General features: G+C 46.7%; 18 protein-coding genes. 7 read left to right on the top strand and 11 right to left on the bottom strand.

Annotated elements, in window-relative coordinates:
* Nucleotides 1-15: 15 nt before the first annotated feature.
* The 4 genes from AC5EF3_RS02060 to AC5EF3_RS02045 all read left to right on the top strand — a co-directional run bounded on the left by AC5EF3_RS02060 (nt 16) and on the right by AC5EF3_RS02045 (nt 4,557).
* Nucleotides 16-2,238, top strand: coding sequence for a primosomal protein N' (locus tag AC5EF3_RS02060; protein WP_493546869.1), 2,223 nt, complete (start codon nt 16-18; stop codon nt 2,236-2,238).
* A 133-nt stretch (nt 2,239-2,371) separates the two neighbouring features.
* A complete protein-coding gene (locus AC5EF3_RS02055; protein ID WP_493546837.1) occupies nt 2,372-2,896 on the top strand; it encodes a hypothetical protein in 525 nt (174 codons plus the stop codon).
* A gap of 52 nt (nt 2,897-2,948) precedes the next feature.
* Nucleotides 2,949-3,401: a hypothetical protein gene (locus AC5EF3_RS02050; protein WP_493546836.1), complete on the top strand. Its 453-nt coding sequence runs from the start codon at nt 2,949-2,951 to the stop codon at nt 3,399-3,401.
* Nucleotides 3,402-3,492: 91 nt separating this feature from the next.
* Nucleotides 3,493-4,557 (top strand): hypothetical protein, encoded by a 1,065-nt coding sequence (locus AC5EF3_RS02045; protein WP_493546835.1) that lies wholly within the window; start codon nt 3,493-3,495, stop codon nt 4,555-4,557.
* A gap of 87 nt (nt 4,558-4,644) precedes the next feature.
* Here the strand turns inward: AC5EF3_RS02045 and AC5EF3_RS02040 are convergent, their stop codons facing one another.
* Nucleotides 4,645-6,426, bottom strand: coding sequence for a tetratricopeptide repeat protein (locus AC5EF3_RS02040; protein WP_493546834.1), 1,782 nt, complete (start codon nt 6,424-6,426; stop codon nt 4,645-4,647).
* A gap of 171 nt (nt 6,427-6,597) precedes the next feature.
* Nucleotides 6,598-7,485 (bottom strand): LysR family transcriptional regulator, encoded by an 888-nt coding sequence (locus tag AC5EF3_RS02035; protein ID WP_493546833.1) that lies wholly within the window; start codon nt 7,483-7,485, stop codon nt 6,598-6,600.
* Nucleotides 7,486-7,592: 107 nt separating this feature from the next.
* Between AC5EF3_RS02035 and AC5EF3_RS02030 the strand changes: the two genes are divergently transcribed.
* A complete protein-coding gene (locus AC5EF3_RS02030; protein ID WP_493546832.1) occupies nt 7,593-7,937 on the top strand; it encodes a hypothetical protein in 345 nt (114 codons plus the stop codon).
* Between the two features lie 122 nt (nt 7,938-8,059).
* On the opposite strand, the gene ctrA is transcribed toward AC5EF3_RS02030, so the two are convergent.
* Entirely contained in the window at nt 8,060-8,761 is a 702-nt protein-coding gene (ctrA, locus tag AC5EF3_RS02025; protein WP_015828052.1) for a response regulator transcription factor CtrA, read from the bottom strand.
* A 288-nt stretch (nt 8,762-9,049) separates the two neighbouring features.
* Here ctrA and fliI point away from each other — a divergent pair, with 288 nt between their 5' ends.
* Both fliI and AC5EF3_RS02015 read left to right on the top strand, forming a co-directional pair.
* Entirely contained in the window at nt 9,050-10,492 is a 1,443-nt protein-coding gene (fliI, locus tag AC5EF3_RS02020; protein ID WP_493546868.1) for a flagellar protein export ATPase FliI, read from the top strand.
* 49 nt (nt 10,493-10,541) lie between these two features.
* Nucleotides 10,542-10,952 carry a flagellar FliJ family protein gene (locus AC5EF3_RS02015; protein WP_493546831.1) on the top strand — a complete coding sequence of 137 codons (411 nt, stop codon included), beginning with the start codon at nt 10,542-10,544 and terminating at the stop codon, nt 10,950-10,952.
* Here the strand turns inward: AC5EF3_RS02015 and AC5EF3_RS02010 are convergent.
* The 8 genes from AC5EF3_RS02010 to fliG form a co-directional block, all read right to left on the bottom strand.
* Nucleotides 10,949-13,009: a putative bifunctional diguanylate cyclase/phosphodiesterase gene (locus tag AC5EF3_RS02010; protein WP_493546830.1), complete on the bottom strand. Its 2,061-nt coding sequence runs from the start codon at nt 13,007-13,009 to the stop codon at nt 10,949-10,951. The two genes, AC5EF3_RS02015 and AC5EF3_RS02010, sit on opposite strands and share 4 nt — an antisense overlap.
* Before the next feature lie 177 nt (nt 13,010-13,186).
* Complete coding sequence (locus AC5EF3_RS02005) at nt 13,187-14,023, bottom strand: nucleotide-binding protein (protein ID WP_493546829.1); 837 nt, start codon at nt 14,021-14,023, stop codon at nt 13,187-13,189.
* The gene (locus AC5EF3_RS02000; protein ID WP_015828047.1) at nt 14,023-15,015 is read right to left on the bottom strand and encodes a flagellar biosynthesis protein FlhF; all 993 of its coding nucleotides are present in this window, start codon (nt 15,013-15,015) and stop codon (nt 14,023-14,025) included. Before AC5EF3_RS02000 ends, AC5EF3_RS02005 begins: the two co-directional genes overlap by 1 nt.
* Nucleotides 15,016-15,080: 65 nt before the next feature.
* Nucleotides 15,081-17,201, bottom strand: a complete 2,121-nt coding sequence (gene flhA, locus AC5EF3_RS01995; protein ID WP_015828046.1) for a flagellar biosynthesis protein FlhA — start codon at nt 17,199-17,201, stop codon at nt 15,081-15,083.
* A gap of 5 nt (nt 17,202-17,206) precedes the next feature.
* The gene (flbD, locus tag AC5EF3_RS01990) at nt 17,207-18,610 is read right to left on the bottom strand and encodes a sigma-54-dependent transcriptional regulator FlbD (protein WP_493546828.1); all 1,404 of its coding nucleotides are present in this window, start codon (nt 18,608-18,610) and stop codon (nt 17,207-17,209) included.
* An 80-nt stretch (nt 18,611-18,690) separates the two neighbouring features.
* Nucleotides 18,691-19,038: a flagellar motor switch protein FliN gene (gene fliN, locus AC5EF3_RS01985; protein ID WP_015828044.1), complete on the bottom strand. Its 348-nt coding sequence runs from the start codon at nt 19,036-19,038 to the stop codon at nt 18,691-18,693.
* A gap of 23 nt (nt 19,039-19,061) precedes the next feature.
* Nucleotides 19,062-19,685: a FliH/SctL family protein gene (locus tag AC5EF3_RS01980; protein ID WP_493546827.1), complete on the bottom strand. Its 624-nt coding sequence runs from the start codon at nt 19,683-19,685 to the stop codon at nt 19,062-19,064.
* Nucleotides 19,686-19,699: 14 nt separating this feature from the next.
* Nucleotides 19,700-20,734, bottom strand: a complete 1,035-nt coding sequence (gene fliG / locus AC5EF3_RS01975; protein ID WP_041302244.1) for a flagellar motor switch protein FliG — start codon at nt 20,732-20,734, stop codon at nt 19,700-19,702.
* Nucleotide 20,735: the final 1 nt, after the last annotated feature.

The following is a 20,735-nucleotide window of genomic DNA, read 5'->3' as shown; positions in this document are numbered from 1 at the left end:
GGCGAAAACACGGATATGAGTCTTTTTCCCGAAACAGAATTTCAGCTCGGTCCTGAATATCAGATCGCCAGCGTGTTGTTGCCAATGCCTCTGCCCGAAGCATTCGACTATCGTTTGCATGAAGATATGAAAGTTGAAGTTGGCGCTTTTGTCACTGTGCCTCTGGGAGCGCGGTCTGTGACAGGGGTTGTCTGGGGATTAAAACAAGGACCATCAAAACGGCCTTTAAAATATGTTGAAGAGGTGTTGGAAGCTACGCCATTAATGCCGCAAGTGACGCGCGATTTTGTGGAGCGATCTTCAAAATATACCTGCACGCCAATGGGCAATATGTTGGCAATGTGTTTGCGATCGCGTGATGCATTATTGCCGTCTCCAACTGAAACCTATGTGTATCGCACGAAAAGTGATTTGCCCCGCATAACACCGGCGCGGCAGAAAGTTTTGGATATTGCACCGCAAAGTGCGGATCAGGGCATGACTGCCGCAGAACTTGCGCGCCAAGCTGATGTTTCAACTGGTGTTGTAAAAGGTTTGGTGGATAGCGGTGCTTTAGCGCAACATGAAGCGCCCATTGATAAGCCATTTGGCAAGCCTAATTCTGAGCTCAAAGGCTTTGATCTGACAGATGAGCAACAAGCGGGTGCTGATTCATTATGTGAGGCTGTGCGTAGCAAAGAATTTAAGCCAATATTGCTGGATGGTGTGACGGGGTCGGGTAAAACAGAAGTTTATTTTGAAGCTATCGCCGAAGCGCTTCGAACAGAGCCTGATGCTCAAATATTGGTTTTGCTGCCTGAGATCGCATTGACCCAAGCTGTCAGAGAACGTTTTGAAAATCGGTTTGGGGCAGCGCCTGCAGAATGGCATTCTAATGCAACACAAAAAGAGCGTCGCCGTGTTTGGCGTGAAGTGGGGGCTGGACGTGCGCAGATTGTTGTCGGGGCGCGATCGGCGTTGTTTTTGCCGTTCCAGAATTTACGCTTGATCATTGTCGATGAAGAACATGATGGTTCTTATAAGCAGGATGAAGGGGCAGTCTATCAGGGGCGGGATTTGTCCGTTATGCGCGCGCATTTAGGATCGGCAACTGTTGTGCTAGCGTCTGCTACGCCATCGCTTGAGACATTGGCGAATGCTTATCAGGGGCGTTATCAGCATATAAAACTTTTAGCGCGGCCGGGTGCGGCTGTTCTGCCGGATATTTTACTGGCAGATATGAAGGAAAATCCACCGGCGAAAGATTGTTGGCTTTCGCCTTTGCTCGTGGATGCACTTGAGCAAAATCTGGATGCGGGAGAGCAATCATTATTATATCTCAACCGTCGTGGTTATGCGCCTTTGGTGATCTGTAAAGGATGCGGCGAGCGTCTTAAAGCGCCGGACACTGAAAGTTGGCTGACCGAACATCGCTATACGGGAATGCTGGTGTGTCACCTTACTGGGTTTTCCATGAAGAAGCCGGTGAATTGCCCCCATTGCGGCGCGGCAGATTCGCTAATGGGCGTTGGGCCGGGGGTGGAGCGCTTGGCCGAAGAGGTGCGCGGGTTGTTTCAAGGTGCGCGTGTTGAGGTGTTTTCATCGGATACGGCCCGAAACCCTGAAGAACTCAATGGCATAATTTCACGCATGGAGCAGGGTGAAGTTGATATTTTGATTGGTACGCAGATTGCGGCCAAAGGGCATAACTTCCCAAATCTGACATTGGTTGGCGCAGTGGATGCTGATTCCGGACTTAAGGGCGGGCAAGGCTCTGACCTTCGCGCGGGGGAACGCACTTTTCAGCTGCTTTCGCAGGTGTCCGGGCGCGCTGGGCGGGCGGATAAACCCGGTCGCGCAATTATCCAGACCTATGCACCAGATTCTCCAAGTATTCAGGCATTGCTAGCTAATGATCGTGATTGGTTCATGGAATTGGAAATGAAATCACGCGAAGAGTTGGGCTTTCCGCCATTTGGACGTTTGGCTGCTGTGGTGATTTCGGCAGAAAATTCACTTGCGGCTGATGATGCAGCAGCAACATTTGTGCGCGGTGCGCCCAATGCGGATGGTGTGGATATTTGGGGACCGGCACCGGCACCGATTGCGGTTTTGCGTGGGCGTCATCGCCGTCGTATGCTGATACGCGCAAACCGAAATGTGGACCTTTCAGCTTATTTATCTGCGTGGCGTGAGCGTATAAAATTGTCTAGTTCAGTGCGCGTGTCTCTGGATATTGAGCCATATAGTTTTATGTAAGTTCAAACTTTTTTGAACCTTTTTCTTCCTGTGCATGACTGTATAGTTAAATTAATCGGTTTGCGCTGATGAAAGAGATTAAGCGCCTTCAGCTTGAAGTCGCGCGTTCTAAACTTGTTTGATAGGGACGGAAATGGACTTTCTTCCTGACTTGATAGATTGGGCGTGGGCACGACACCATAATGAGTGGAGTTGGTATATCCGTCCTTTGATCATCATTGCCTTTTGTGCTGCGGCTTGGTTTCGTCGCCCAGTTTTGTTGATTGCGCTAGGGCTTTTCTTTCCGTTGAGCGCAATAGTGTTTCCCGCACCTGAGAGCCCAAAGCCTTATGTGGTGGCGTTTTTAGAGAGCGAACGACAAATGCTTGAGGCGCTGTCTCTATATGGATTTATCGGCTTTGTGGTTCTTGTCGTGGTGTTTCTAGGATTGTTGGCTACGGCGTTGTGGCGACGAAGTTTCTGGACAGGTGTGTTGGTCGCCAATCTGGGTGGTGTGCTCAAGCTGATTGTCAGTAAGCTATTATGGCAAGATGTTGGGGATGCAGCTATATTGCCAACTATTATGACAGCCTTGATTTTTAATGCTGTTGCTTTGGGGTTTTGGTGGCGATTTGTGAAGCAGAATAAACAGCCGATATCAAGCAAACCTCTTGATTGAAAAGCGCAAGTAGCGTTTTGTATTCTCCTACTTATGAGCATGGAGGAAATTCTTGAAAATTGAAGTTATAGGCGGAGATTTTCTTCCTCACCCGAAAGCCAAATTTGTGCGTTCCGGTATGCAATTATATGTCGGTGAAGGGGGGAAGCTTAGAGCTGTAAACTACCGCCTAGAAGAGATTGTTGCCGTTCAAATTCGCGATAGCTGGTGGATACGCTGGTGGGACAAGTCTAGCGATTGGACGAAGGCTGTACTGGCGTCTGGGCTTGCTGGCCTGCCGGGAGCGGGCGCAAATTTCATGTTGCCGGAATTTGTCTGGGGACAAAAAGCGATTGTGACTTGGGCTAATTCGGTGATTGGCGGTGTCGCGGCGGCGGCGGCGATTAAGAACTCTCGCCGTGTTCGTTTCTATGCGCAGTTTTCTGACGGTGCCAAGCTGAAGGGCAAGGCTGAGCAGCGCGAGCTAAATGAAAGGCTGATGCGGATGTTGGCGGCGCGAGTTTAGATTTTTGATGAATTTAAGCTCATAAAAAGCGAAGTGTTCATCTACCTGTTTTCCGGCTATACACAATATAGCGAAAGTGGGGAGATAGCTGATGATTAATAAAAATGTGTGGCTTTGCGCAGCTTTAATCGCTGGTTTAAGCGTTGGAGCTTGCGGCAATGAAAGCGCATCGGACGGTGTCGCTTCTGCTCCAGCAGAGCAATCGTCTGAGCAGGCTTCTTCATTGCTTTCACCAGAAAATAAAGAGGCTGAGGCTAAAATTGACTTTAGTTTGACGCAGGCACCATTGGAGCGCGATGCGCTATTTGGCCTTGTTAGTGAGACAGTTGTGGAGACGGCTCCGTGTCCTTTCTTGTCAGACAGTACAGCCATAGCAACAGTAAAAACAAACCATGAGCTACTGCGTAGAGAAGTGTCTAATGAGTTGTGTTTATGGTCTAAGAATGCGGGCTTTTCGGTGCAAGTCTCTGTAGAACCAAAGGCAAGTGCGACACCGCTTCAAGATCGCAAATATAACCTTGAAACGCCGCCAGTTATCAAAGAGCAGGCTGGGCCTGGGCAAAATGCTGCGATATTGTACGACACAGCTTGGGATAAAGAATTAGCCTATGCGATGGGGTTTGAGCAGGATGATAAGCTGGTCACGATTTTTGTAACCGGCATGGACACGAATGCTGAATTGTTGACGGTGACGGCTGAAGAGATTGCTGCAAAATTGCCAACGGCTCCAAGCATAGACAAGCAAATGCGTGAGATTAAGCCTGCGATTGATTTTTGTTCAATCTGGTCGGATGAAAGTATTGCAAATTTGATCGGTGCAGATGCAGACAGTGGCTTATATAGCTCGGCATATGGCGTGGCTGGCTGTAAATGGAATGCAGGATATGGCACGACTGCTAAGAGCGTAACTTTTGCGCGCTATAAGCAGGGCGACACTGATTTAAACAGAATGCTTGAGCTGGGCGGAGAAGAAATCGCAGATTTAGGTGATCGCGCTGTTATTTTGACGCGTCCGGCAAATGATAGCTATGCAGGTGATACCGCGCTTTGGGCGGAAATTGATGATCAGCAATTTAATCTAATGCTTTCTGGCACGATTTCAGATCATGATGAATTGGCGCTCAAGCTTATGGAAAATCTATTTTCGCGGTTTTAGTCTAGAAAGCTTGCGCAGGTCGAGTGGGCGGCGGAGGGGCTTCCTCCGCTATCGGCGCTGACATAGGCTTGCAAGTATAGCGGACGATTAAAGGTCTGAGATATCAGGTGTTTTTCCAGTTTCGCCAATCCATGCGTCATCAAAGAGATGACGCGCATAAGTTTCAGATATTGTGTCGCCTTGTGCTTTGAAGGCTTCAGCTAGCCCATATAAGGCATAGGCATTGTTGGGTGATTTGATCAGCGTTCTGTAAAATTCTCTTTCGGCGCGGTCAAACTGACCATCTTGAATGAGCATTGCGCCAAGTGTCTGCCGCGTGGGGTAATGCCACCATGTTGGTTCCATATAGGAAAGCTGGTCGTGAATGTCAGCAGCTTCATCTAGCTTGTTAATTGCTTTTGTAAGATCACCATCGGATGCGGAAATGCGCCCTGCAAGCGTTAGGCGCGCAACTTCAATCACGCCGGACATTGGCAGTCCAAAGGCTTCATAATCAGCGATTTGAGGTTTGTCTGTCAGGTTACTTAATGCTGCAAGTTCGGCCTTGGCGGCGGTTTTATCACCTTGGCGCAATAGAGATGTGCCGCGCGCATAATGCCAAGCTGTTAGTAGGTATAGCTGAGCGTCAGCAGGCTTTTCCACTATCAAAACTGCATCGGAATCATCAAATTGGAGCGCCGTGAAAATAGGTGCTGCAGCGATGTGCTCACCGAATGGAGATAAAGTATCTGGATCTAATTTGACGAGTTGTTTTAGCTTGTCTGCCATTTGCAGAGCTGTTGAGGCATCGCCGCCAAGTTGAGCATTTGCGACGAGAAAATGAACATTATGGGGGTAGTAGGATTGGGCATAAGCCATGCCGTTTTTACTGTTGGCAATATAGGCTTCATCCGCAGCTATCGCATCTATGTTGGCATCATTTGATTTTTTCCAATGACCTAATCGTAAATAGGTATGGGATGGCATATGCACGAGATGCCCAACGCCAAGGTTTTGCTGTGCTAAAGTGTCTGCATATTTTTCGGCACGAAACGGGTTCACCGAGGCTTCGGTTGTGTGAATGTAAAGGTGGATAGACGGCGCAAATTCAGGATCTATTGAAAGGGCTGTTTCAAGGAGTTCAAGCGTTTGTGCGGTGCGGCCTTTAGGAGTGCGTGCACCAGCTTCCCAATAATCCCAAGGCTGCGTGTCCATATTGGCTTCGGCGGCAAGTGTGAGAATTGTTTTGTCATCTGCATAATCTTGCGCAACGGTATGCATGGCTTTTGCGTAGGTTTCTGCGTTTTCTACTGTTTTGCCGTCTTCCAATTTTGAATAGCGCGTCGCTAAAGCGCCAATAAGAGCGGCTTCACGATTTGAGGCACTATTTGCCAGTGTTTGCGCTTTTTGAACTGCGATCAAGCCGGCGGCACCGCGCTTTGCATCAAAAGGTGCATTGATATTGCTGCCAAAGGATAGGCCTTCGCCCCAAAAGCACATGGCGCAGTTTGCATCGATTTCTTGTGCTTTGCGAAAAGCGGCAATTGCTTCGTCGTGATTGAAGTTTGCCATATGCGCTAACCCAGTATCAAACCAGTGCTGTGCATCTTTATTGGATGTGGATATGGGATAGTGGAAAATGTCGACAATATCGTCTGGAAGTGGGAAAGGCTTAGCAAAGTCGAAGCTTATTGATGTTTCCAGAGAAGTATCTTGTGCTGTTTGTGTGGTTTTTTTAGGCCCACCAGAGCATTGGCTTTGTGAGAGTATGAGAGGTTCTATAAAGGGTTTTTGTTCATGCGTGTTGTCATCTGTATTGAAGAATACGCAAGATGTTGCACCAAGCGCGCTTAACGCGATGCCTATCAGTTTTGTACGTGAATTTAGCATATGTCCATTTCCCCTTGTCCCAAGGTGAATAGTTAACGCTCAATTCATCGAAAAGTCTATGCTCAGCAGGTTTAAGATGGAATTATGTAAAATTGATTGGAATAAACAGACGGGAAATGTGGTGTTATGCTGCTCTGTTTATAAGTTAGTGTTTTGATTTTGTATTAATTATTATAACTTGTCTGTGATTTTCTTGGCGAGAAAATCAAAAACCCGTCTAACCCGAAGATTGGTCTTTAATTCTGAATGCGCGATGAGCCAGATGGGTAATCGCGCCATGGTGTTGGGTAAATCTATGCGGGAAACCAAGGGTTCAGCATCACCAATTTTGCGTTGAATGATACCTAGTCCATACCCAGCAACTACCATTTTCCAGCACACGACGTGATCATCGCTTCTGAAGGTAAAAAATTCCCGATCGACGTCGATCCCATGTTTTTTCATGGCAGTAATCAGGAGAGTAATGTCTTTTGTATCAAAACCCACGACATTATGGGAAAGTAAGTCTTCTCCTGTTTGTGGAGCTGGGTGTCGGTTTAGGTATTCTTTGGCACCATACAGACCAAATTCCATGTCTCCTAGTTTGCGTGCAAAGAGATTTTCTTGAGTAGGGGTTGCCATTCTAATGGCGATATCAGCTTCTCGGCGAACAAGGTTTTCAGTCCTGTTTGACGCGACAAGTTCAATATCGATCATAGGTTCTTCAATGCGCAGTTCGCTAATGACCTCTGGAAGAATATAGGTTGCTGTCATAGTTGCAGCTGTTACCCGAACAGTGCCTGATATGGCCTGGTCTTCTCCTTCTGTCGCCATTGACAACTGACCCGCTGCATCGGCCATGTTTGAAGCGTGGCGAAGGACATCAATGCCTTTTGTCGTTAGTTCAACGCCGCTCACTAAACGGTCAAAGAGACGGGTTTCAAGTTGTTGTTCCAGCATAGTGATGTGGCGACTTAGCGTAGCTTGGCTGCCATTTGTTGCACGAGCCGCAGCTGAGAATGAGCCATATTCGCAGACGTTTACGAATGATTGCAGGAGAGACCAGTCTATATTTTTCATCGTTCTCTATCCAATAATGGATGGGATCATTCGTTTTTCTCACATTGTTATAGCAAAGGTGAATATCAATATCAAAAGTGTCAAGAAAATTCGCATGGAGAAAAACGATGAATAAATTTCAAAATATATTGGCTCTTACCGCTGCTTTTGCGTGTTTTACACTCAGCGCCAAAGCAGAAGTGACTGAAGAAATTGAGTTTTCCTATAATCCGAACATTTCCGCAGAAGCCAATTATGCAGTCCTCAAAAGGACTGCAAAACGTGCTTGCCGTGACCGGACTTATTTTCATCCATATAAATTGGAGTTGGCTTGCCGTGCCGATCTTCTTGATCAAGCCATAGCAGCTATTAACGCCAAATCATTGTCTGCGCATCATCAGCAAATTAGTCATGGTGAGACTTTAACAATTGCAGCGCGTGAGCAATCGGTCATATCCAAAATGAAGCCCTAAATAGGCTATGTTTTTAGCGTTATAGAAACAAAAAACCCGCTCAGCTTGCGCTAGGCGGGTTTAGTTATTCGGTCTATGCCATTATCCCAAAATGGGAGAATTAAGTTTGACGCAGTTGCAGCTTAAGCTGCGTCTACAGCAATTTGAGGTGATGGGTCACGAAGAACGTAACCACGGCCCCAAACAGTTTCGATGAAGTGGTCACCGCCTGTTGCTTTTTGTAGCTTTTTACGAAGCTTACAAATGAACACATCGATAATTTTCAGTTCTGGCTCGTCCATGCCGCCGTAAAGGTGGTTTAGGAACATCTCTTTTGTCAGGGTTGTACCCTTGCGCAGAGATAAAAGCTCGAACATTTGATATTCTTTACCAGTCAAGTGAACGCGTTGGTTCTTAACTTCAACTGTTTTGGCATCGAGGTTCACAAGGATGTCGCCGGTGCGGATAACACTTTCAGCGTGGCCTTTAGAACGGCGTACGATTGCCGTGATACGAGCGATAAGCTCGTCTTTGTTGAATGGTTTTGTGAGGTAATCATCCGCCCCATAACCAAGAGTTTTGACTTTAGCTTCGATGTCAGGGTTACCAGACAAGATCAATACAGGTGTATTGATGCGCGACATGCGCAGCTGTTTCAAAACTTCATAACCAGAAATGTCTGGCAATGATAAATCTAGAATTATGAGGTCGTATTCATAAACCTTACCTAGGTCTACGCCTTCTTCCCCCAAATCCGTTATGTAGATGTTAAAGCCAGCGGCTTTCAACATTAGGTCAATGCTGCGTGCAACCGCATCATCGTCTTCTATCAACAAGACCCGCATAAGGCTCTCCCGAATCACTTCCGTTTATATCAACGTATTAACCATTAACAATCAAGCATATTAACTCTTTAAGAATAGTTAACGCGTCTTCACACCTCTTTGCGATACCTTAATTAAAGCACGTAAAGTTGTGAAAAAATTCCACTTATTTTTTGTAAAATTTCCTAAGAGAATCGCTTTCGTTAACTCATGCTTAGTGCAATGGGCACATTCTGCCGAGTCAGAAAAGTTAGAAAATTTCGCTTGTCATATCTTGACACAAAGCGACTCGGTGAGGGTTCAGAACACGTGCTTCAACAGGCTATCAACGATATTAAAAATATTGAAAAACAAATGTTTGAGGGTCGAGTTGTGGCTGTTGAAGGCTTGCGAATCGAAGCGACTGGACCTGCTGAAGCATTGCGCTTAGGTGCTTATGCTCGCTTTGGAAACAAGGAAGGCCCGCGTGGTGAGCTAGTCGGATTTGAAGGTGAGCGCGCCGTTTTCCTCGCATGTGATGATGTAGATGGTTTGCGCCCAGGGGCTGCAGTGTGTTTTTCTGCAGATGATGCAATTGTTAGGGTGTCAAATTCTTGGTTGGGCCGCGTTGTTGATGCTTTTGGTGCGCCAGTTGATGGTGGTTTACCATTAGCGCAAGGTTCAATTTCGCGGCAAATTAAGGCTGTGCCACCTGCTGCGCACTCAAGAGCGCGGGTTTCTGAGCCGATGTCATTAGGAGTGCGAGCACTTGATGGCTTTGCACCATGTGCAGTGGGACAGCGTATGGGTCTCTTTGCTGGATCGGGTGTGGGTAAATCAACTTTGATGTCGATGCTGGCAAGGAATGCACAAGCTGATGTCGTGGTGATTGGATTGATCGGTGAACGTGGCCGTGAGGTAAGAGAATTTGTTGAAGACACACTAGGAATTGAAGGTTTGGCGCGTTCTGTCGTTGTGTCTGCTACATCGGATGAAACTGCGCCGCGCCGTAGACGGGCGGCATGGATGACAATGGCGGTTGCTGAACATTTTAGAGACCAAGGTTATAAAGTGTTGTGTTTGCTGGATTCCGTAACCCGTTTTGCGATGGCGCAAAGAGAGATTGGGTTGGCCGCAGGTGAACCGCCAACGACCAAAGGGTATACGCCATCTGTTTTTTCTGAACTTCCTAAATTATTAGAGAGAGCGGGGCCGGGGAAAATCGTACCAGCTGGACAGCCTCAAGGCCAAATAACGGGTTTATTCACTGTGCTTGTGGATGGCGATGATCACAATGAGCCGGTCGCTGATGCCGTACGTGGTATTCTCGATGGGCATATTGTGATGGATCGTAAAATTGCAGAGAGAGGGCGCTATCCCGCGATAGATGTGCTTAAATCTTTGTCACGATTGGCAAGCCATCTTTATACGCCAGAAACAGCAGAAATTGCGAGGCAGGCTCGCCGGTTGATGTCGCTTTATTCTGATATGGAAGAATTGGTGCGGATTGGTGCATATGCGCGCGGGGCAGACCCAGAAGTGGACCGAGCTGTGCAGTTATCCCCTGATATAGAAAAAATACTGACGCAGCATGTGAATGAAAATTCTCCTCCCGAGGAAACATTTGCGATGCTGGCTCAGGTTTTGGGAATGAACACAGAAGCGGTACCAAATCCACATATTCATGCCGCAGAAGCAGCAATGGCAGCGCAAGGGGGAGAGCGCCGGAGTGAAAATCGGGCATCTCTCGCACGTCAATTAGGCGGCAATTAAACGCAATACCTTTACCTATTTTTTGTAATTTTAGCTCAGAAATATTTGTATGAAATCTCTTCCGACACTCATAAAGCTTGCCCAACGAAATATTGATATGATTGCTGTGGAAATCGCAAAATCACAGGCGCATATTGAAGAATTAAGAATGAAGAAGGCTAGTGCTCAAGCGAAGATGGATGTTGAGCAAGCCATGGCAGAAGATGAGCTTGACTTGAATATGTTGGGTAGCATGCCCGCATATATTGCACGTCAGAAATGGGAGAATGAGCGGATTGAAGCAAAGATTGCTGAAATCGAGCAGAGTATTTCTCACGTTCGGGAAAGACTGATCCTTGCTTATCAAGAAAAATCCAAATTAGAGAATTTGGAAGCTAAATATGACTTTAGGGCGAAGCAAGATTTAAATACCAAAGAGCAGGCTCAGCTAGATGAAGCTGCATTAACGCGGCGCGCTTAAGACTTTTGCTGTTTCTTCATGTGAAGGTTTTGCGGTGATAGGGTATTTTTGTTTATACCACTCCAGTTAAATGAGATATCTCTGGGGGGAGGCAACTGATCTGCTGTTTCTGTGTTTGAATTCATAAATTGAGCAAACGCTAAAGCAGCTGTCGGAGCGAGTGGTCGGCTAAAATAATAGCCTTGAATGTAATGCAGGTCCAGGTCTGTCACGAGCTGTAATTGTCTTTCTGTTTCGACACCTTCAACAACACAATCAAGATTGAGGTTGCGACATAAGTCAGCAATCGTACGGACGATGTTACGATCAGCAGGCTTTTTGGCCATATCCTTGATAAAAGCACGGTCGATTTTAAGACGGGTGATTGGCATTTTCTGCACATAGCTGAGACTTGAATACCCTGTCCCAAAATCATCAAGTGCGAGTGAGAAGCCTTGTTTACGGATATAGTGCAGAGATTCAATGACTCGGTCATAATCCTGCATAATCATGGTTTCTGTTATTTCAAAGACAATACGAGATGGCGCAATCCCAGCTTCTTCAACAATAGAAATGAGGCGTTGCAAACAAGTGGGGGATGATAAAAGCACAGCTGAAAGGTTGAATGCCATATAGATATCTTCAGGCCAATCTTGCATGCTTTCCAGTGCGCGTTTCAACAAAATGTTGGTTAAAACTCGGATACTGCCAGCTTGCTCTGCGGTTGTGATAAAGTCTACAGGTGAGACTTGGCCGAGAACTGGGTTATACCAACGCGCTAGGGCTTCAAAACCGGCGACACGGTTTTGGCTTGTATCTATAATCGGTTGAAATTCGACATATAATTCTTGTTCTAAATTGGCTTCTGTAAGGCCTTTTTCTAGTGCTAAGGCATCTCTTATTGAATCTTCATGCTGCTCTGAGAAAAATATTGGTACACCTTTAGAGTGTTGTTTTGCATAGCATAGAGCATAATCTGCGCGGTCGAATAATGTGGAGCGTGCATCACCTGCACGTGGGAAACGCGCTAATCCTATTGTTCCGCCGATATTTGCTGTGCCTTCCTCTAATTTGAAAGGTTCCCGAAGGGTGTTGCAGATGTCCGCAGCTCTTTTTAACATCGTTTGGTCATCGTCCGGCTTTAAGAAGAGCAAGCCAAACTCATCTCCACCTAAGCGGCCAACAATAACATTTTCTCCTATACGTTTTGATAGGCGTCGAGCTGTGGACTTTAGCAGATGATCTCCTGCTGAATGGCCAAAAACATCGTTGACTGGTTTAAATCCATCCAGGTCAAGGAGGGCCAAAACAAATTCTTGGTTTGTTTCTTGGTAATCTTCTATTGTGTCATCAAGAGTTTGAAAAAAGCTACGACGGTTTGGTAATTTTGTAAGTGGATCCGTATTCGCCAACCTCAATGTTTTAGAGTTCAAGTGCGCTAGGCGTTTACTTTGGCCAAGCAGTGCTGCTTGATGGCGGACAATGTCTGTAAGACTTCTATCTTGGCTTAAAATTGCTAGATGTAGGACACCGGCAACCATAGCAAAATTAAGAGCTGATGCTGCATAAACTGGATCAAGCTTCATCAAAAGATAAATAACAGTTAGTGGAATATTAGATAGCAACATAGCTTTAGCTGCTTGGGGGACTGCCAGAAGTGTCATTGCACCACCAACTACAGTTACGCCTGTGAAGAGTAGAACTAAGCCTCTCAATTCACCATCGCCAGCTTCAAATAAATAGGTGCTCCAACAAAAAACTAATAACCCGATTACGGGGGATAGTTTTACAGACAGTTTTAACCGAGAAACTATTTGCTTGTCTGTTAGGCACGTTTTTTTATTTTTGAATGCTTCAGGTGTGCGAATGGCAGCAATTAACAAAAAAAGAAAAGGGACAGGGAAAAGTGTATATGCTGGAAGTAGATGCATATGTGTGAAACTCATACCAAAGCTGGCAAAAGTAAGCAGCAAATATCCCACAGGTAGTTGTGTCTTGATAGCATTGTAGCGAGCGCGGTTTATCTCCGGCTCGTCTTCACGTATTTGAAATTGTGATACTATTTTTGTAATCAACACGATTCACCCCTGAGTTTAGGAGTAATCTACATTATTATGTTTAATTTCTATGTTAGATTGAGATGTTGAATTGTATGAACAGTATTTACTCTTATTTTAATAATTGCATCACTGAACAATAAAGATAAAAAAAACCGCTCTGTTAAGAGCGGTTTTTCTTTTGTCTATCTTTTAAAACTAACTCGCTTCGGCGATTGAATCAGCTCCACCGCGTAAAATTGCTTCCGCAATTTGTTCAGCATCAATAGCTGCCTGAGCGTTGGGGTGAATTGATAGAAGTGTCTTCTGTGTACGGATAGCTTCGCGGACTTTAGAGTCACGAAGAACAATACCTGCCAATGGTGGACGGAAGCCAAGGAAAGTCTGACTTGCACGGGCCAAGGCTTCATATGTACGACGCCCGGCAACGCGAGTATCTGCCATGTTGACTGCAATCCAAGGTGTGACGCTTGGTGCGTATCCACGAAGCACTTTGATAAATGCATATGCATCTGTCATTGATGTGGGTTCGTCATTGGCGACGACGAGGGCACGGTCGGCAGCCCTTGCTAAGCGCATAACGTTTGCATCAATACCGGCTGCAAGATCAACAAGTACCATATCATATTGCATGGCTAATGTTGTGAGACCTGCTGCAAGTCTTGCTGCATCGTCTTTTGGAAGTTCGGCCAATACACCTGAACCTGAACGACCGGGTAGGACATCAAATCCACCTTGAGTGCCTGCACCGCCATTAACTGGGGTTACAGCATCGTCAAGTTCTACCCATCCAGCCATAACGGCGGCTAAGTCGGTGTCAGGTGCGATACCCAATTGAACATCAACATTTGCACAACCAAAATCGCCATCAATGAGGAGAGTTCTTTTTCCTGCTTTTGCAAAGGAAGCAGCGAGAGTTGTAGACAGCCAAGTCTTACCCACGCCGCCTTTTCCTGAAGCAACAGCCAAGATCTGAGCTGGCGCAATGCGGGGCGCTGAGGACATGTGTCCTGATTTTTTGCCAGAGAACGACATTATGCAGCTCCTCTATATGACATGTTAGATCCTGATCCATTATCTGGGGCGGTTTCTAGGAGTAGCCTTGCGATTCGCAAAGGTGTCGCTGGAATTAGCCCATTTGATATAGAATGCGTCAAACTTAGTTGAGCGATGCTTAACCGCGAAGAAGAAATTGCAGCAAAAGCACCACCTCTACGTCTTACTACATCTAATTTAGTTAAAATTGCCCTTCTAACACCAACACTTGCGAAAGCACGTGCATTATCTTCCAGATCTTCAGGATGTCCTTCTGCGGACATAACTAAAATTGGTTCGACATCTACATTGTAGAGAAGGTTGCGAAGGCGGGCGATTTCATTGCTATCAACTGGGTTAAATGCTGGACCATCTATCACGAGTTTGCGCTCTGATGGCGTTCTCGCTGCCAGATGTTTTTGGAGTGCTTCAGGAGATTTAAACAAACCAACATCAGGGCGGCCAACATAAGCTGACAATCTAGCGTGACCACCTGCTGCATCAAAATCAGCAGACGTCGCTTTTAATCCAAGGGGGGAATTGCGGGTAACAGCGGCAAGTTTTGCGGCTGTAGATGTTTTACCACAACCAGGAGCGCCCACGAGAAGAATTGATTTGCGCGTATCTGAATGAATTGGAGAAAAAGACAAAACGCCTTCAAGTCCAGCTGCCATTGCTGGACCAGCATCTGCTGTATTGCCCATTAATTTAAGGCCAGCATTGGTGACTATGTCAGTAAACCCACTAGGTGCACCATGCCAATTCATGACATCGCGGATGCGGTCACGTGTTGTATGGTCGAAGGTTGGCCGAGTTTCGGAGAAAATTGGTGTCGCGAAACGTGCATTCGGTGCGCGCTCAACTGCGGCTCTCACTTCCACACAACCAGGTTCATTGCGGGTAGAGAGTATTACCGCATCCGAGCCTAATTCTGCCCGCATTTTTTCCATGGCTTCTTCCACGGTGGCTGCGGAGAATAGTTTCATTCTCATGGTAGTGGCCTCCTGATTGGCATTTTGAGTTTAATATACTGACTGGTCATATCGGGGTTACTTTTCTAGATTGACCCTGCACCGCGTAAACGGGCTTTGGGGTGAATTTCATTTTGGCTCATGACGACGGTTTGTGCGCGGAAACGTTCAACAAGTGAGCGCACATATGGACGGATCGGGGCAGATGTGAGGAGAACTGGTGTATCTCCAGTTTGTGCCGCTGCTTCAAACACGCGGCGCATTTCATTTACAAACTCGTGCAATCTTGATGGCTCTAACGCGAGCTGGCGCGCGCCGGGTTCACCAATGAGTGCTTCAGCAAATGATTGTTCCCAAGCTGGTGAAAGAGTGACAACTGATAATTGGCCATCATGCGCTTGGTTGGCATTACAAAGCTGGCGCGCAAGGCGAGTGCGCACATGTTCTGTAATTTGCATGAGATCTGTTGAGGCACCTGATGCTTCAGCAATTGCTTCAAGTATTGTTGCAAAATCGCGTACAGATATTTTCTCACGTAGTAAGTTTTGAAGGACGCGCTGAATACCTGACATTGTAATTTGGTTGGGCACGATGTCTTCTAATAGCGCTTTTTGAGCAGCCGGCAGATCATCCGTTAGCTCTTTTAGGGCCGTAAATGACATCAGGTCAGCCATGTTATCTTTTACTAATTCGGTAAAGTGAGTGGTAAGTACGGTTGCTGCATCTACGACGGTGTAGCCGTTCATTGCGGCTTCTTCTTTATATGACTTATCAATCCAAACGGCTGGAAGGCCAAAGACAGGTTCTTTAACGCGCTCACCAGCAATAGGGGCGGCAGCGCCAGAAGCATCCATTGCTAGATCCATCAAGGGGCGAAGTGCACCAGATCCAGATTCCACTTCCTTGATCATGATGCGGTAGTTTTCCGAACCAATTTCTAAATTGTCGACAATGCGAACTTGCGGCGCGATGAAACCAAACTCAGATGCGACTTGGCGACGAACAGCTTTTATCTGATCTGTGAGTTTGCGACCTTCTGATTCATTGATCAGTGAAAGCAAACCAAAGCCCAATTCGACTTTCAACTCATCAACAGCAATGCTGTCACTGATTGGTGCTTCTTCTGTTGGTTTGCGAGCATCTGAAATGATTTCGTTTTCTTTGATCTCTTTGGCTTTGGCCGTTGCTTCTCTTGCGGCAGCAGCTCTCCATGCTCCATATCCAGCGCCTCCAGCTAGGAGGAAGAATGGGATAATTGGCATTCCGGGTAAAAGACCAGCAAAAGCAGCAATTCCTGCGACCATGGATAATCCTTGCGGAGAAGCCATGAGTTGTATTCCGAGTGCTTTGTCTGTTGACCCATCAACACCAGCTTTCGACACAAGCATACCAGCAGCGACTGAGATGATGAGTGCTGGGATTTGCGATACCAGACCATCACCAATTGTTAGCATTGTGTATGTTTGAGCGGCTTCTGTGAATGGTAGGCCTTTTTGTGCTACACCGATTAGAATTCCACCGATAATGTTGATGATCGTGATGAGGAGACCAGCCATAGCGTCTCCCTTCACGAATTTTGACGCACCATCCATTGCTCCGAAAAAACTGCTTTCGCCTTCAAGTTCTTTACGACGCGTGCGTGCTTCATCTTCGTTGATCATACCAGCTGATAGGTCAGCGTCGATCGCCATTTGCTTACCGGGCATTGCATCTAGGGTGAAACGTGCTGCAACTTCAGCAATACGGCCTGAACCCTTGGTGATAACCATGAAATTTACGATCACGAGGATAATGAAAACAATCACGCCGATCACGTAATTGCCGCCCATTACGAAAGATCCGAATGTCTTGATGATACTACCTGCGGCTTCTGGTCCTTGATCACCTTTTGACAAGATGAGGCGTGTGGAGGCCATGTTCAGTGCGAGGCGGAGCATTGTTGCAAGTAACAATACCGCTGGGAATGAAGAAAATTCCAGAGGCTTTTGGATAAGCAAGGCTGTCATCAACACCAGTACAGAGAATGTGATGGAAATAGCCAGCATGAAGTCGAGCAGAAATGCTGGAAGCGGAACGATCAGCATGACGATCAATGTCATCACACCAAGCCCTAGCGCGACTTCACCTTTGGCCGCACCTTTTGCGATGGCGTTGAAATCCAACCCACCAAAAGAAATGCCGCTTGTGTTATTACTTGCTTCAGCCATGAATTTTAGCCTGCTGCCCGTGTTTCACCAGGAGCTGCTACTTCAACTCCGGCGTCTGTATATGTGCGAAGTTTGTTGCGGAGGGTACGAATTGAAATACCCAAAATGTTGGCGGCGTGTGTCCGATTTCCCAAACAATGATCTAAAGTAGATAGGATTAAGTCTTGTTCTACTTCAGCAACAGTGCGTCCAACCTGCACACTTGCTAGGCCAGCAGTGATGGCTGTGTGTGCTGTTTCTGTGGCACGTTGCACAGTTAGGTCTATTTGAGATTCGTAATTGCTGTGACCTGTTGAACTTGAAAGAGGAGCACCATCTGGAGTGCGAATGGCGTCAGCTTCGATGACGGGGCCGCGTGATAATATGACAGCGCGGTGCATTGCGTTTTCAAGTTCACGCACATTTCCGGGCCAGCGTGAGCTGTTGATTTGTTCGCGCGCTTCATCAGATAGCTCTTTATTAGGTAAGCCATTTGCTGCGCTATATTTATCAATGAAGAAATCAGATAGTTTTACTAAATCTGAGCGGCGTTCACGCAAAGCTGGAATACGGAGGTTCATCACGTTCAAGCGATAAAGAAGGTCTTCCCGGAAATCACCAGAACGAACAGCTTCGGCAAGGTCACGATTTGATGTTGCTAGAATACGGATGTCGACTTTCACTGGCTTGTTGCCGCCAACACGGTCAATTTCACGCTCTTGGATAGCACGCAAAAGTTTGGCCTGAAGGCGCGCGTCCATTTCGGAAATTTCATCAAGGAGGAGTGTACCACCATTGGCTTCTTCAAATTTACCAATGCGGCGTGTCATTGCGCCTGTGAACGCGCCTTTTTCATGTCCGAATAACTCCGATTCCAGCAAGTTTTCTGGAATAGCTGCACAGTTTACTGAAATGAATGTTTTACCAGCACGGCGAGATTTTTGGTGGACAAAGCGCGCCATGACTTCTTTACCGACACCGCTTTCACCTGTGATTAATACAGAAGCATCGGAAGGAGCTATTTGTTCGGCAAGTTCGACAACTTGCATCATGGCAGGATCAGACGCGATCATTGTGCGTTCGTCTTCTGATACCGCAGACAGAACAGCTGCGATTAGCTCTGCATCGGGTGGAAGGGGAATAAATTCGCGTGCACCTGCGTGGATTGCTGATGCAGCAGCATCGGCATCGGCTTCTACACCACAAGCGACAATAGGTGCAGCGATGTGTTCAGTTTGAAGCGCCTCATAAAGCCAAGCAATGTCAGCTTTGACATCAATCATGATAAGATCAGCGCCATGTCCAGCACGAAGTGAATCAAGTGCGATTGCAGGGGAGGCGGCGTGAGAAACTTGAGCGCCGCGCTCGAATGCAATCTTCGTCGCGGCGGATAGCTGCCCACCCAAATCTCCAATAATCAAAACGCGCATATTGTATTCACTTTCAAATTGTTTTGCTTACGCAAAGTATTCTTATATTGGCTGCTGATGATTCAGCGTTTCGATGGCGATTAACCGCCTGCATTCTTAATAATCTCTGTCATTGTGACACCTAGGCGGTCATCGACGACAACGATTTCTCCACGAGCGACGAGTCGAGAATTAACATAAATATCAATAGCTTCACCGACTCTTCGGTCTAGTTCGAGAACAGACCCTTCACCAAGGTGCATCAGTTCAGATACTTCCATGGTTGTACGCCCAATAACGGCTTGCACGGAGACGGGCACGTCAAACATGGGGGCAAGGTCAGCTGCGAATTTTTCACGTCTTTCTGCTTCTTCTTCCGCAGAAATTGGTTTTGCTAGAACTTTGCCAGTCGCTTCAAGTTCTGGAAGGTTTAAATCGTCGGTTGCCATTTTATGCTCCTAAAACTCTACAATTATGCCGCGCCGAACAAATCGAGTTGGTCTTCGATTGGGTCGGATTTGCGGTTGTTTAAGCAGTCTTCGACAGTCTTGGTTATTGCATCACGGTTAAACTCAGCAGCACCGCCTTGAAATTCGATGCGCCAGTCGCCCGGGCGGGCCGCTGGATCGGTGACAAAATGAAGACGTTCAGCAATGTCTGGCATGTTTTCCAAACGCATTTTGATTTGGAGCTCAGCATCTGGTGCGATTGTTACGATCAAGCGAGGTTCAGCGCGTAATTGTTTACAGGCTTGAGCAACAGCTTCTTCCGCCGCAGCATGACCATTTTCATCTAAGGCACGTCCAGCAATTATTTCTGATGCGGCCATGGCTAGATCAATTGCTTCATTTCTTAGAGAGAGTGCAATCTGCGAGACGACTTGCTCAGAAGGAGTAAGGTTGGCTGCAATGGTTTCAAGAGCTGTGGCGATGCGCGCTTCGATACTGCCCATAACCGCAGCTTGGGTGTTTTCGCGGGCTTGATTAACTTCCTGCTCGACATCTTCAACGCGTTTGAAGTCTGGTTTTTTACCAGTTAATACTTCACCAGAAGGCGTGAATTCAGTAAGAAATTCAAAGGGTTTAGCTTCTTTCATGTTCTCATACCCTCCTAGTAAACCAGCTCATCTTCAGCGCCGCCGTCGGCAAGCATGATTTCACCACGTTCAGCAAGTTCTTTTGCTTGATAGACCATGTCTTGTTGAGCGCTATCGACATCTTTAAGCTTTACCGGCCCCATGGAATTCATGTCTTCTTTCAAGATTTTTGCGGCCCGCTCAGACATGTTGGAAGTGAACAGGTCCTGCATTTCTTCATTGGCACCTTTGAGCGCAAGCGTTAGCTTGTCCTTTGGAACTGCTTTTAGAAGTGTTTGAATGCCACCTGGGTCCAGTTTTGATAGGTCATCAAAGACGAACATAAGAGAACGAATTCTTTCGGCAGCTTCTTTGCTTTTTTCTTCAAGCGCTGTCATGAAACGGCCTTCAGTCTGGCGATCAAATGCATTGAAAATATCTGCCATTTGCTCATGACTGTCGCGTTTAGAAGTGCGCGCGAGATTGGTCATGAACTCTGTACGAAGTGTGACCTCAATTTTTTCAATAATGTCACGTGCAACGGGCTCCATGCGAAGCATGCGCTGCATACATTCAATTGCAAAATCAGGCGGCAGACAGGCAAGAACTGCTGCAGCGTGGTCGGATTTAATTTTTGAGAGAACAACAGCCACTGTCTGCGGATATTCATTCTTGAGATAGTTCGCGAGAACAGTCTCAGATACATTTCCAAGCTTATCCCACATGGTACGACCAGCTGGTCCGCGGATCTCTTCCATAAGAGAGTCAACTTTTTCACCTGGAAGGAATTGTGCAAGTAGTCGCTGTGTTTGCTCGAAGTTACCCGTGATGGAGCCAGAAGTAGAAAGCTTTCCAACAAATTCAATGATCAAGTCTTCAACCAAAGAAGATTGAACTGCACCCAAAGTTGACATGGCTGAAGAAACATCTCGCAGCTCTTCATCATCTAGTGCTTCCCAAATCGGCCCAGTTTCCTGACCAAGAGCAAGTAGAAGAATAGCTGCTTTTTCTGCACCAGTAAGTTTTTTTCCATCGGCGGCGGCTTGCTGAATAGCTTCCCGCTTATTCATG

This window comes from Hirschia sp., assembly GCF_058892565.1.
The sequence above is the reverse complement of the archived record's forward strand: the minus strand, read 5'-3'. Positions and strand labels throughout refer to the sequence as shown.

What these genes read in the sequence shown, in the direction of transcription:
- ctrA (WP_015828052.1), bottom strand. Translation starts at nt 8,761, where the DNA reads ATGCGGGTCTTGTTGATAGAAGACGATGATGCGGTTGCACGCAGCATT.
- AC5EF3_RS02040 (WP_493546834.1), bottom strand. Translation starts at nt 6,426, where the DNA reads ATGCTAAATTCACGTACAAAACTGATAGGCATCGCGTTAAGCGCGCTT.
- flbD (WP_493546828.1), bottom strand. Translation starts at nt 18,610, where the DNA reads ATGCGCGTTTTGATTATTGGAGATTTGGGTGGGCAGCTATCCGCCGCG.
- flhA (WP_015828046.1), bottom strand. Translation starts at nt 17,201, where the DNA reads ATGGCTGAAGCAAGTAATAACACAAGCGGCATTTCTTTTGGTGGGTTG.
- AC5EF3_RS02000 (WP_015828047.1), bottom strand. Translation starts at nt 15,015, where the DNA reads ATGAGAATGAAACTATTCTCCGCAGCCACCGTGGAAGAAGCCATGGAA.
- AC5EF3_RS02060 (WP_493546869.1), top strand. Translation starts at nt 16, where the DNA reads ATGAGTCTTTTTCCCGAAACAGAATTTCAGCTCGGTCCTGAATATCAG.
- AC5EF3_RS02030 (WP_493546832.1), top strand. Translation starts at nt 7,593, where the DNA reads ATGAATAAATTTCAAAATATATTGGCTCTTACCGCTGCTTTTGCGTGT.
- AC5EF3_RS02005 (WP_493546829.1), bottom strand. Translation starts at nt 14,023, where the DNA reads ATGTCGTTCTCTGGCAAAAAATCAGGACACATGTCCTCAGCGCCCCGC.
- AC5EF3_RS02055 (WP_493546837.1), top strand. Translation starts at nt 2,372, where the DNA reads ATGGACTTTCTTCCTGACTTGATAGATTGGGCGTGGGCACGACACCAT.
- AC5EF3_RS02015 (WP_493546831.1), top strand. Translation starts at nt 10,542, where the DNA reads ATGAAATCTCTTCCGACACTCATAAAGCTTGCCCAACGAAATATTGAT.
- AC5EF3_RS02035 (WP_493546833.1), bottom strand. Translation starts at nt 7,485, where the DNA reads ATGAAAAATATAGACTGGTCTCTCCTGCAATCATTCGTAAACGTCTGC.
- AC5EF3_RS02045 (WP_493546835.1), top strand. Translation starts at nt 3,493, where the DNA reads ATGATTAATAAAAATGTGTGGCTTTGCGCAGCTTTAATCGCTGGTTTA.
- fliN (WP_015828044.1), bottom strand. Translation starts at nt 19,038, where the DNA reads ATGGCAACCGACGATTTAAACCTTCCAGAACTTGAAGCGACTGGCAAA.
- fliG (WP_041302244.1), bottom strand. Translation starts at nt 20,734, where the DNA reads ATGAATAAGCGGGAAGCTATTCAGCAAGCCGCCGCCGATGGAAAAAAA.
- AC5EF3_RS01980 (WP_493546827.1), bottom strand. Translation starts at nt 19,685, where the DNA reads ATGAAAGAAGCTAAACCCTTTGAATTTCTTACTGAATTCACGCCTTCT.